Source organism: Stieleria magnilauensis (assembly GCA_007753675.1).
Taxonomy (GTDB): Bacteria; Planctomycetota; Planctomycetia; order Pirellulales; family Pirellulaceae; genus Stieleria; species Stieleria magnilauensis.
This window is the reverse complement of the sequence record CP036432.1, coordinates 5,643,570-5,656,057: the sequence shown is the minus strand read 5'-3', so window position 1 is coordinate 5,656,057 and position 12,488 is coordinate 5,643,570. Positions and strand designations below refer to the sequence as shown.

Below are 12,488 nucleotides of genomic sequence, written 5' to 3'. Positions count from 1 at the left end.
AGCCGCTGCCCCCCCGAAAATGAAGTCGACGAACGAACAAATGAAACGAATTCAACTAATAATAATTTGTGTGCTTTGCGTCCTGATGTGCGTCGGTTCGGACGCATCCGGCGCAGACGTAACCACCGAGGCAAAACGGGACAAACGGAAACGTGCGACATCTAGCACTCCTCAGGACAATCCGGAACTGCCCAACGTTTTGCTTATCGGCGATTCCATCTCGATCGGCTACACGGCGGAGGTTCAAAAGCAGTTGGCGGGAAAGGCAGATGTTTTTCGGATCCCTGGAAATGGAAAATACTCCGAATACGGATTGCAGAATCTGAACAAGTGGATCGGTTCCCGAAAATGGGATGTCATTCACTTCAATTGGGGGTTGTGGGATCTCTGTTACCGAAACCCAAAATCGAAAACTCAGGGAAATCGCGACAAGGAGAACGGGACGCTGACCGCCACCCCAGAGCAATACCGCGCCAACATGAAAAAGATCGTGGCTCGGCTTAAGGAGACGAACGCCACACTGATTTGGTGCACCACCACGCCGGTTCCGGAGTTTGAGGCGGGGCGAAAGTTAGGCGACGACATCAAATACAACCAGATTGCCGAAGAGATCATGAAAGCGAATGGGATCTTGATCAACGACCTGCATTCCCATGCGCTTTTGAAATTGCCCGAAATCCAAGTCCGCAAGGGTGACGTCCATTATACGGAACCAGGCTACGCCTATTTGGCTGAGAAGGTCGTTGATGAGATCTCCTCGGCGATATCGAAGTAGACTCAGGAGATCGAAATCGAAAGTGGAGTCGACGTCGAGTTTCGAAAGACGCCGTCAATGAATTGAACCGAGCAACAAGAGAAACGATGTCGATGAACATGAAAGGATCGATCACCCTACTGGGGATCTTTCTGGCGTTTGCAACCGTTGCCGCAGCCGACGAGCGGTATGTGTTGCACTACGAATCGCCAGCCAATGACGTGGTGCGGATTGACAAGGGCAAGAGGAATCAACGCGCGGAGTTTGGCTTTATCCAGACCGCGTTACCGATGGGAAACGGCAGGTTGGGCGCCATGTTTTCCGGCGGCATCGAGACGGAGCATCTGCTGATCAATGACATCACATTGTGGATGAATGCCAAGCGTGGTCTGGACGAAGTGTCGCAGTCTGGGGCGCGCGACGTTGCGCGTGAGGATTTCGAGACCGTTCGAAAAGCCTACCGGGAGGGGAAATACGGCACGAAGCGGGGCAGTATGGAAAGCCTGTCCACGACGTATCTGAGCAGCGTCGAGCCGCTGGGGAACTATGCGCCGTTTACCGATGTGTTGATTTCTACCGGACACGAACCGCCACGGGTGCGAGACTACCGCCGCTCGCTCGATTCACGCACCGGTCTGGGAACGGTCAGTTACACGATTGGCAAGGGAAAGTTCCGCAGAGAGTTTTTTTGCAGCCATCCGCACGATGTCGTGGTGGCCCGTTATACGGCCGAGGACGCAACGCTCAATCTGACGATTGAGACCGTCACAAAGCACAACGTGGTGCAAGTGAAAGCTGCGGACGACCGGATCGTCCTGACCGGCGAAGCAAAAATGGTTCGGGACAATGTCGAGTTCATGCAGATCGTGCAAATCGATGCCGGGAACGCAGACGTTGCGCCGCAGTCAGATGGTTCGGTGACGGTTTCCGGCGCGAGCGAGGTGACGATTTATCTGGCGGGGTATTGCGACTACCTGCCGGTCTATCCTTCGTTCAAGGGACGTGACTACAAAGCGGATTGCGAAAAAACGATCTCGGCGGCGGTGAAGCTTGGTTTTGATTCGCTCAAACAAACGCATGTCGACGATGTCTCGGCGCTGATGAACCGCTGCCGGCTGGAACTTGATTTCCAGCCCTCCGGCTTGACCACCGATAAGCTCGTGGCCGGCGACAGCAGCCTGGAGCTGGAAAACCTGTACTTCAATTACAGCCGCTATTTGCAGTTGAGCTGTTCGCGCGGGGCACCCGTTCCCTCCAATCTCCAAGGTCTGTGGAACGACTCACTCCGGCCGCCGTGGAACTGTGACTATCACACCGACATCAACGTGCAAATGAACTACTGGATGGTGGATCCGGCGAACCTGACGGAGTGCTTTCGGCCCTTCGCGGAGTGGACGAAGATCTTGGCGGAATCTGGTGCGCACACGGCTCGCAAAACCTTCGGCGTCGATAAGGGTTGGAGCATGGGGCTCAACGGCAATGTGTTCGGCTTTACCGCTCAAAACGAACACGGCCGCCGCAACCAGCAGGCAGGGCATTGGCTTTGCCAGAATTTATTCGACCACTTTGCGTTCAATCAGGACCGTGCCTACCTCGAAGAGATCTATCCGACTCTGAAAGGTGCGGCGGAATTCTTCGTCGAGTTCCTCGCTCCGTGGAAAGACGGCTCTCTTGTCGTCTATCCCACCTGGTCGCCGGAAAACGCGTATCTCGTCAAGCAGTATGGCAAATTGAACAAGCAGGCTTACGGCGCCTCATGGGATCAGCAGCTCGTCTTGAATCTATTCACCGACTGTATCGAAGCCTCCATCGTACTCGGTCGCGACGAAGAATTTCGTAAAACCCTGCAGGCGATGATTCCAAGACTGTGTCCCCAGAAGATTGGTCAGTATGGCCAGTTGCAGGAGTGGCCGGAGGATTGGGATCGACCGCAGGATACGCATCGGCACATTTCGCACCTGATTGCGTTGCATCCCGGTCGCGATATCTCGCCACTGACAACCAAAGAGTTGTACGAGGCGGCTCTGGTCACGATGAAACACCGTGGCGATGAGTCGACCGGTTGGAGCACGGGCTGGAAAACCTGCTTCTGGGCGCGATTACACAACGGCGACAAGGCGCATCAAATCTATCGTTTCTTAACCGCCCAGCGTGCTTATCCCAACCTGTTCGATTTCCATCCGCCGTTCCAGATCGACGGCAATTTTGGTGGCGCGGCGGGCGTTTGTGAAATGCTGTTGCAAAGCCATCTTCGCAGCGTCAATGCGGACGCACGATCGATCAGCGACGCAGCGTTTGTTGCCTATCGGAAAAATCCATCCACGCCGAATCACTACCAAGGTGTCGCTCCGGACGATACATTGGCCGATGCCCCCTATATCCTGCACTTGCTGCCGGCACTGCCCTCGGCCTGGCCGGATGGCCGTGTCCACGGTCTGCGGGCGCGCGGCGGATTCGAAGTGGACTTGGCGTGGGAGGCTGGGCGGCTGATCGCAGCGACCATCCGGTCCGAGAAGGGAGGCACTTTCCGCCTGTATGCGGACGGCACGCTGAGTGAAAACATCGTCTTGTCAGTGGGCCAGTCGTATTCATGGGCCGAGCAGACCAAGCACTAGGCTCTGTCCCTAAAGTCCAGCGATCGAAAAGGGGGTCAGGAGTCAATAGTGCGAAGCACCCGTAGGGCCGTTCCGGCTATTGACTCCTGACCCCGTTTTCGCGGTTCGTTAGCTTGCGTGCGAGGAGACTTTGGCGTCGATGAAGTTTGCGGCATCGGGGCGGGAGAGGTCCAGTACGGCGACGCTGCCATCGCTGAGCCGACCTGGATTGACGACGCACGTGCTGGCAATCCGGCTGACACCCCGAGATTCGGTTTCGCCGAACGTGATCGCGAGTTCGGGATGCACCGAGTGAATCACTTCGCTGGCCAGCTTGGTGTCACCCGCCAAGTCGGACCGCAGCGCCATCGAAAGTTGACCCGACGGCGGCGTGGTGAGCATCACGATGGTGTGATCGACGGGGGTCCGTGTCAGATGCCGAAGGTAGTATTCGACCGCCGAACGTGAACTGCGGAGTCGGTCGTTCCAGGTGTCGATGACCTCGTTCAAATCGCCTCCCACTCCGACGACATGCACGCCAGCGGATTCGTAGGGCGTTGCGTGGATGCAGTGCACGTGCGGGTTGTCCAACTCCGCCATCATGACCAATCGGGCGAAGTCGGCCAGGGGGACGTCGTGCTCACCGGGCAACACGAAGACGGGACACCGCATCGATTTCGCCGCCGTGAAAAAAGCCCGGTAGAAGTCTTTCTGACGCGGAGACATCTTGCGGTCGACGCTGTGGCTGCCCGCCCAAAGTCCGCCGATACACACGGCGTCCGGATGATGATATGCGTACTGTTCGCTCAAGCACTCAAGCGTTTCCGGCTGCCCGTCCAGCCGACCGCCAATCAGCAATCGCTTCATCGTTTCTTCTCCGTATTCGTTCACCTTCGATCCGGTTCAACTCAACGAATCACACCATGACCGCAGCGTTCCACTGACGGTCATCCAACTGAGGAGCAACCCGAATGCCAAGGTCACCAAACCCAGTCGAACCATACTGGGAACCTTGGTTGCAAAATACACGGCGGCGAGGATCAGGTATCCGACGACAACCATCCACGCCGTAGTCTCACAGGCATGCATTGTTTCCTCACGTAGAATGGACCTACCGACGGAACAGGTAATCACGTCGTCGCACATTCCGCAGACGAGCGAGAATCGGACGCCCCACTGTGGGCGACTCGCAGCGAAACGCATTCCGCCCGCGGAGCGTGCGGCGATGTGATCAGTTAGCATTTGTAGTGCCAAAGTCCTCGCGGGTGCCCGGTCGGTATTCCGCATCGGTCACATTGGCTACCCTCGGACAAATTGTCACCGAATTAGCGAATAGTCGATGCCGGATACCGCCGCTTTGACATCTTTTATCTTCCTGTTGGTCGAAGCTGTTTTATCCCCTAAACCGCATCATCCGTGGCGATGCCGATCCGGCCGAATCATCGCCCGACTGTTCAGCCCGGTGTGGTAAAGCGTTTTTGTTCGACTCCGCAGGCGTCTTCGTCTTCTCTTGATGTGTCGGCGGAATCGGTGACCGCATGCAGACGAAACACCGATGCCAGATCCGTCAGCGGTCGTTTCAGCAAGTAGGTGATGCAGCTGCTTTCAAGGTTGGCGATCATCACGGTCGCCATCGCCATCCGCAGTGGCCAGGCCGGTCCGCCGGACAACAACGCCACAGCGGCAATCGCTACCATCAGCCATGCCAGCTTGGCCGACCGGGTGTGATAACTGGGCAGTTGCCCGAACTTGGCCAACGCAAACATCCCGGCAGCAATGTAGCTGACGATGGCGAAGACAATCCACAAGACTTCCTGTCCGAGCAAGTCACCGCGCAAAAAGATCAACGCGAGTGCCAGGCATCCGTACATGACGGCGTCTGAAAAACTGTCAAGCTTCGGGCCAATCGCAGATCTTTGATTGAGCCATCGAGCAAGTTTGCCGTCGACGAAATCACTGAAGGTCAGAATCAGGAACAGCACAAGTGTCGCGGTCTGCAGTCCGTTCCAGGCCAATACCAACATCAGTGGCGAGCAAATCGCACGCCCCACGCAGATGGCGTTCGGGATCGTCAACCACGTGGTCGAACGCTCTGCAGGCGAAACCGCGACTCTGTGTTCCGCCGACGGATCCCGTGATGATGATCGGCTCACCGCATCACCTCTACAAGCAGCAATGCAATGGGTGCGGAGAAGGTTAACGAATCGATGCGATCGAGCATGCCGCCCTGGCCCGGAATCAACGTGCCGCTGTCTTTTACCCCCGCAGCACGTTTGATCGCCGACATGTTCAGATCACCGAGCGTTCCTGCAGTCGCGATCGCCAATCCGAGCAATGACCAATCCACCAATGTCAGCTCGGTCAAGTTAGGACCAACCAATGCCGCAGTCACAACCGTTCCGATCAGCCCACCGACAAAACCTTCCAGCGATTTGTTCGGCGAGATCGCTGCTGCTAGCTTTCGTCGGCCAAGTGAACGTCCCGCCCACGCCGAGAGGATGTCGTTCCACTGCGTCATCCCGACCACCAGTAGAAACAATGCGGGTGATTCCGGATCGAGCAGCAGTAGACTGCATGCCGGAAAGATTCCGCAAAGCAACAGACCCAAGATCGAAGACGCAATGCGTGGTGTGTATTGTAGGACTCCTTCTGACGCCATCGTTACGCCGCAAAAAGCAATCACGGATGCGGCAGAAACGAAGGCCAACCATGCGATGTCTCCGCCAATTGCGATTCCGCCGTAGAGCACAACGAGGTTGATCGTCATCACCCATGCAGTGGGCGTCCACTGCATCGTGGAAGACGCCGACGGAGTTGTTGGCGGAGCTGGCGACGACAATCGCCTGTACTCCGTCATCGCGATGAACGACATCGCAAACCAGATGATCGACGCAGCCCACCGTCCGCCCAACGCTGCAAAAAACAAGGAACCGGCAATCATCCACCACGAAACGAGGCTCGCCATCCGCCGACGAGCGGTCTCGCCCGGGCAGCGACGCAGCGAAGACAGTCGGTAGAGCGTGCCGGCAAGCAACGCACTGAACACCGCCATCGCCAATGAAAACAGGTTGGCATACGATCCGGAAATGACGTTCATGATGCCGTGAACTCCCGCCGTTTCTTGTCGGATGAGCCGTCGGCGCTTTTGGAAGCTGATTTGCTGATCCGGGTCAGCTTTTTGGCCACCATCGGCGTTGCAATTGCCAGCGTGGCTGCGGAAAGCAACGGCCAGTCGATCAATTGCCAAGGCCGGACCTCAGCCATCCGATCCAGCGCCGGCAGTCTCGCACCGGCCAGGACGAAGACTAAGTTGCTGGGCAGCATGCCCAAGAGTGTCGTCCAAACGAACGTGGGCAACGGGACACTCGTTGCACCGGCCGAGTAATTGACGCCGGTGTAGGGGACATGGAGTAGACGTAGCGTCAAGAGGCAGGTCGCCTCACCGCCACGCTCGAGCGACTGATCGATGGTGCCGACGATTCGCGGCACGCGACGCAATGCCCAGTCGCGAAAGTAGCTGCGAACCGCCATCATCGCGATCACCGCCGCAGCGGTTAACGAGACGCTGACGATGGCCAAGCCGATCCAGAATCCGAACAACCATCCGAACGCAATGGACTTGCCCGTGGTGCCGGGAATCAACGACGTCAGGGTGTAGAGCAGGACGCCGACGATCACCGCGACGGCGGGGTGCCGGGCAACGGCAAGACGCAACGCGCGTTCGTGCTCGACAAACGAATCCCAGCTCAAGGAGACTCCAGCGAAGTACCACGCTGCAATCGCGAGAGCGATGATCAGCAATGTTACCGCCAGCTTTTTCATGCCGCCACCAACCTTGTAGAATCCGACACCGTGTTGCAACCGATGCAAGGTTCGCTGCGGCGGGCAAGTCGTACCGTACGCATTACGGTACCGAATCCTGCCTGGATCGGGTCGGTACGTGCCGGTGATTTCGACTTGAACTGCGGTGTGAGAAAATTCAGAGGATAGGGAGGCATTTCAGCGTCTTGTAGGAGGATGGTGGTGCAAAGGCGATGCAACTGATGTGCCCAAGGTTGTCGTGGTCTTACGAAAGGACCGCCAATTCTGCCGCCCGTGATGACTTCCTGACCGCGATTGCGTCAGGATGGCACGCGATGCGGATTGCCGATGGAATCACGGAAAACTCCGCATGACCGGTTCGCTCGCTTTCCCCGTCGAAACTGAAAGGAAGGCCCGGTTGAGAGTCGCTTGCATCGGTATGCGGATTGCAGGGGTGTCGCTTCCTCCGCGAGCATTGGCTTGTTTCGCGTTCGCCTACGGAGCCGACGACTACATAGCAACTCTCATACCATGAAGATTCTCCACATCTCCGATCTGCATTTTGGTCCACCCTTCCTTCCCCGCGTCGGTGAGTCACTACGACGTGCAGCCGAGTCGGTGTCGCCGGACGTGATTGTGGTCAGCGGGGATCTGACGCAACGTGCGAAACCGGAGCAGTTCGAACAGGCCGCCGAGTTCCTTCGACAATTGCCGGACGCACCTCGCGTCGTCGTGCCGGGCAACCACGATGTGCCGCTGTACCGGATTATTGAGCGGTTTACCGACCCTCATCGGCATTACCAACGCATCATTTCAAAGGAACTCAATACGGTGCTACGCACCGACGAAGCCGTCATCGTAGGCCTCGACTCGACGGCCCCTCGTTCTGCCATCTCCAACGGACGACTTCACCCGTCGAAGCTCGATTTCTGTCGGCGGGTGTTCGAAAACACGCCGCCCGAACTCTCTCGGATTGTCGTGGCGCATCATCACTTTGCCCCGGCACCGGATTACTTGCGTGACCGAGCGATGCCCAAAGCGAAGCGGGCCATCAAGCTGTTCGTTGACCTCGGTGTTGAATTGATTCTAGGTGGGCACCTGCATCGTTCGTACATCGGCAACACGCTGGATTTCTATCCAGCGGCCGGCCGCGACCACGGGATCGTCATCGTTCAAAGCGGCACGAGTACTTCGCGGCGGGGACGGGGCCGCGAGCGTGAGAAGAACACGTTCAATGAAATCGATTTGTCCCAACATGCCATCCGAGTCACGCATCATATTTACGACGACGACACCGGTATCTTTGCACCACTTAGCCGTCACGAGTTCGCCCGTGGCAGCGGACGGCTCTCCACCCAGACCGACGCCGTCGGGAAGCACGGTTCGGCGGAGTGGGAGGCGGAATTTTCACGCTAGTCGCGGTCAAGCATAGGCTTAAATCTTAATGACGCTCACGCTGCGCGAACCGGCTGACGTCAAACGAATATCAGCCGTTTGACGCGATCCTACGGGCCCTCATCTGAGGAAACGACGCTTACACTTGACGGCATTGGATTTAAGCGTCCTGTGAGTAAATCAACACAGTGTAGGGTGGCAATTGGATGCGTCCCTTACACGGTTGCCCGTCGTAACCTTCCGGCATCGCGTCGATGTCACCGCTCGCATCTCCGCCGAATTCGTCACTGTAGGCTTCGCGATCGCTGCTGAACCGTCGCTTCCACGTTCCTTGTGACGGTAAACCAAACTCGTAATTTTCGAAGTGTTGGTGGGCGAAGTTTGCAATCACCACCACATCATCGCCAGGACCGCCATCAAATCGGCGAACGAAGGCGACGACTTTGTCTTGGTGGTTGACGTGAACAACATCGATGTGCTGACCTGTTAATCCTTTGGTGCATCCGTTGCGGTTGAGCCGCAATGCGATCAGGTCGCTGATCAACGCGCTAATGCCGCCTAGTGATTCGGCATTGTCCCATTCCAATTCTTCGGTGTCTTGGAACCATCCGTCTTGCAGCAGCTCTTGTCCTTGGAACAGCATCGGAATCCCGGGAGCCGTCATGACCAGGGCGATCCCCAGCGTGGACCGTTTCTGGGCGAAATAGCTGTCCGGATCGGCTTCATCGACCTCGCTGGGAACACGCGATTTTCCGTTGGCGACCTCGTCGTGCGATTCGGTGTAGACGACTCGTTGGAAGGCGTCACCGTTGTAGGCATGCAACAATGCGTCGCGAACCTTGTTCATGTCGCGGCCGGCATCGTCGGGTTGAGTGATGACGTCTCGAATCGGGTGCACGAACTTGGCGTCCCACTGTGTCGAGAAGCCCGCTCCGCCTTCGATGTCCGACTTCGTCAGGTAGGCGTTGTTTTGCAGGTCTTCGGCGATCGTGATGGCACTCGGCTTGAAGCCGTGTATCTCGCGATTGACCCATTGAGTCAGCCCCCAGCCTTCGGGGATTTCTTGCTGGCCACTTGCGTCGACGCTGCGGATGTAGAGCGTCATGTCGTATCGCAATCCATCAACGTGGTAGTCTTTCAACCACATCATCGCGTTGTCTCGGATGTAGGATCGCACTTCGCCACGTCCGTAGTCCGGTCGGGTGTCGCCCCACGGAGTGTCGCTGCGATAGTCGTTGTAGAAGTAGATGCCGCCTTTGCCGTTTTCGCTCCAGCCGTCGAATTGCCAGAGGTCCAAGTCGCTGGGGCCGAAGTGGTTGTAGACGACATCCAGGATGACGGCGAAGCCAGCCTTGTGGGCTTCACGGACAAACGTTTTAAAACCCTCGGGGCCGCCGTATGCCGATTCAATCGCATAGGGATGGGCCGGGTTGTACCCCCAAGAGAGGTCGCCGGCGAACTCCGCAATTGGCATCACCTGCAGCGCGTTGACGCCCAAACGCTTGAGATGGTCGAATTTGTGTTGGTAGTCGGCGAAGGTGCCCACGTCACTGTCCCCGGGCCGATGGAACGTTCCGATGTGGGTTTCGTAGATGACCAGTTCGTTCCACGCTGGCATTTGAAAGTCATCGCCCTGCCAATCAAAGTTCGGATCGTGAATCACCCCGTTTCCGACGGAATTGGTCACCTTGCGGACTCGCGGGTCGATTCGGGTGAACACGTCTTCGCCACGAGTGATTTGATACTTGTACTCGTCGCCCGGTTTAGCGTTTTCAACAAAAGCGAACCAATGCCCGTTGTCTTCATTGGTCATTTCGTTGGCATCACTTTGCCATTCGTTGAAGTCACCCACGACGCTGACGCGATCGGCATGTGGTGCCCAGACACGAAACGCGACGCCGCGGTCCAGGACAATGGGGCCCATTCCGGCCGTTTGGGTCTGTTCATTCGTCGCTGCCGACTCGCCGCACAAAGTGGAGGGTGCCATTAAAAAGATTCCTTCAAAATGAATCTGTCCGACCCACCACACGACGATCGTCAGTCGACCACGCTGTGATGTTTCTGGAGCAGCGACGCTTTGAGCAACTTTCGTGCCGAAATAAGGTGCGGCAATCGTCGTTCCAAGCTTGGTGGCCGCGATGGCTGCCGCGGTCTCGTGTAAACTACGCTCCGCAACACCGCCGTTCGGCCGTGTTTCATCTGGCCAAACGTCATCGAGCTCGCACCGCAGCGAACTTGTTTGAAACCATCGATCCACCCGCCATTTCACCAGTCCTCATGATGCACCACCTGAAACTCCTTTTTCTGCTGGCCGCGACGTTTGTCCTTCCCGCGTCTCGGGATGGGTTGATTTCTGCGGCGGAGGAATCGTCGTCGCGTCCGAACATCGTGTTCCTGTTCGCCGACGACCAGAACACGTACTCCGTTGGGTGCTATGGCAACAGCGACGTTCAAACGCCTCAGATGGACCAATTGGCCCGCGACGGCATGGTCTTTGACAACCACTACAACACCACGGCGATCTGCATGGCCAGTCGCTCCAACGTGTTCACCGGCATGTACGAATACAAGACGGGCTGCAATTTCAGCCACGGAAACATGCGTCCGGAGGTGTGGGCAAAGTCCTATCCGGTTCTGCTGCGCCAGGCCGGATACCTGACGGCTTTCGCCGGCAAGTTCGGGATCGAGGTGCAAGGCAAGGGGTTGTGTGAAGACGACTTCGATGTCTGGGGAGGCGGGCCCGGCCAGACCCATTACGAAACAGCCAAGAACAAGTCGATGGCGAAGTACGCCAAGCGATACCCCCACTCGACGCTCTCCTACGGGGCTTTCGGCCAAGACTTCATCCGCACCGCCGCCAAGCAGGACAAACCGTTCTGTCTGTCGATCAGTTTTAAGGCTCCGCACAAGCCAGCGACGCCAGATCCTCGGTTCAATCCCATCTATGAGGGCAAGACGTTCACCAAGCCGGCGAACTTCGGCCGCGAGTTTTCCGAACATCTCTCGCCGCAAAGCAAGGCCGGCCGACAGTACCCTCGCTTTACCGAGTGGAAGTACGACACCGATTACGACGGCGAGATGCGGAAGTATCACCAGCAAATCTACGGCATCGACGTGGCGCTCGGCATGATTCGCGACGAACTGAAGGCCCAGGGGGTCGCCGACAACACGGTGGTCATCTACACCAGCGACAACGGCTACATTTGTGGTGCACACGGCTACGGTTCCAAGGTTCTGCCGATGGAAGAATCCTCGCGCGTGCCACTGATGATCTATGACCCCCGCAGCCCACTCAACGGCAAGCAGATTCGATGCGACCGGTTGACCGGCAATATTGATTTCGCACCCACGATGCTCGAACTCGCCGGCCTTTCCATTCCCGACAACATGGACGGCAAGAGTCTGCTGGGGCTATTGCAGAATCCCAACGAGGGCGGCCATGAACAGATGGCGTTCATCAACGTGTTCGGGCCTCTCGCTACCCACAGCCTGACCTGCCTGACTCGACAGCACAAATACACGTACTGGTGGTTCGGCAACGATCAAATGGACCCGGTCGAGGAGCTGTTCGATACCGAAAACGATCCGCTGGAACTTGTCAATCAGGCCAATCGCCCCGAGCACGCCGCACCGTTGGAACAGATGCGAAAGCGGTACGACCAAGAATTGGCGAAGTGGAAACAGCAGGCGGTGGATTACAACGATTACCAACGCTACGGAACTCTGTTTGATCGGCACGTTCCGCTGGACGAAAAGGCGATCCGATAGAAAGACGCCGAGCCTTCTCGCTTATCACCAACGGTCAAAACATCATTCTGCCCCATATCATTCTGCCACTTCCCTTTAGTCTGTGCTTCCGCCATTTGGGACACTTGGGGAACGAGCGGACGTCGGGTGCGAACTTGCGTCCTGGATGACGTGTCGTGATGGTTCGAGGAAAGTTG

The 12,488-nt window shown here is 57.2% G+C and carries 9 protein-coding genes; 4 read left to right on the top strand and 5 right to left on the bottom strand.

All coding sequences use genetic code 11. From position 1 onward, the window contains the following. Positions 1-40: 40 nt before the first annotated feature. Entirely contained in the window at positions 41-775 is a 735-nt protein-coding gene (locus tag TBK1r_RS19750; protein ID WP_145214428.1) for an SGNH/GDSL hydrolase family protein, read from the top strand. An 86-nt stretch (positions 776-861) separates the two neighbouring features. Continuing rightward, complete coding sequence (locus tag TBK1r_RS19745) at positions 862-3,369, top strand: glycoside hydrolase family 95 protein (RefSeq protein ID WP_145214425.1); 2,508 nt, start codon at positions 862-864, stop codon at positions 3,367-3,369. A 108-nt stretch (positions 3,370-3,477) separates the two neighbouring features. Here the strand turns inward: TBK1r_RS19745 and TBK1r_RS19740 are convergent, their stop codons facing one another. The 4 genes from TBK1r_RS19740 to TBK1r_RS19725 form a co-directional block, all read right to left on the bottom strand. Then, positions 3,478-4,215: a metallophosphoesterase family protein gene (locus TBK1r_RS19740; RefSeq protein WP_145214422.1), complete on the bottom strand. Its 738-nt coding sequence runs from the start codon at positions 4,213-4,215 to the stop codon at positions 3,478-3,480. Positions 4,216-4,802: 587 nt separating this feature from the next. Continuing rightward, positions 4,803-5,423 carry a CDP-alcohol phosphatidyltransferase family protein gene (locus TBK1r_RS19735; protein ID WP_419580175.1) on the bottom strand — a complete coding sequence of 207 codons (621 nt, stop codon included), beginning with the start codon at positions 5,421-5,423 and terminating at the stop codon, positions 4,803-4,805. Between the two features lie 74 nt (positions 5,424-5,497). Continuing rightward, positions 5,498-6,445, bottom strand: coding sequence for a phosphatidate cytidylyltransferase (locus tag TBK1r_RS19730; RefSeq protein WP_145214419.1), 948 nt, complete (start codon positions 6,443-6,445; stop codon positions 5,498-5,500). Then, on the bottom strand, positions 6,442-7,218 hold the full coding sequence (locus TBK1r_RS19725; RefSeq protein WP_145214416.1) for a TVP38/TMEM64 family protein: 777 nt from the start codon (positions 7,216-7,218) through the stop codon (positions 6,442-6,444). The genes TBK1r_RS19730 and TBK1r_RS19725 overlap by 4 nt, the downstream gene beginning before the upstream one ends. A 462-nt stretch (positions 7,219-7,680) precedes the next feature. On the opposite strand from TBK1r_RS19725, the gene TBK1r_RS19720 reads away from it, so the two are divergent. Further along, positions 7,681-8,565, top strand: a complete 885-nt coding sequence (locus TBK1r_RS19720) for a metallophosphoesterase family protein (RefSeq protein WP_145214413.1) — start codon at positions 7,681-7,683, stop codon at positions 8,563-8,565. A gap of 139 nt (positions 8,566-8,704) precedes the next feature. Here the strand turns inward: TBK1r_RS19720 and TBK1r_RS19715 are convergent, their stop codons facing one another. Continuing rightward, on the bottom strand, positions 8,705-10,531 hold the full coding sequence (locus tag TBK1r_RS19715) for an alpha-amylase family glycosyl hydrolase (RefSeq protein ID WP_145214410.1): 1,827 nt from the start codon (positions 10,529-10,531) through the stop codon (positions 8,705-8,707). Between the two features lie 290 nt (positions 10,532-10,821). Here TBK1r_RS19715 and TBK1r_RS19710 point away from each other — a divergent pair, with 290 nt between their 5' ends. Beyond that, entirely contained in the window at positions 10,822-12,312 is a 1,491-nt protein-coding gene (locus tag TBK1r_RS19710) for a sulfatase family protein (RefSeq protein ID WP_419580174.1), read from the top strand. The last annotated feature ends 176 nt before the right edge of the window (positions 12,313-12,488 follow it).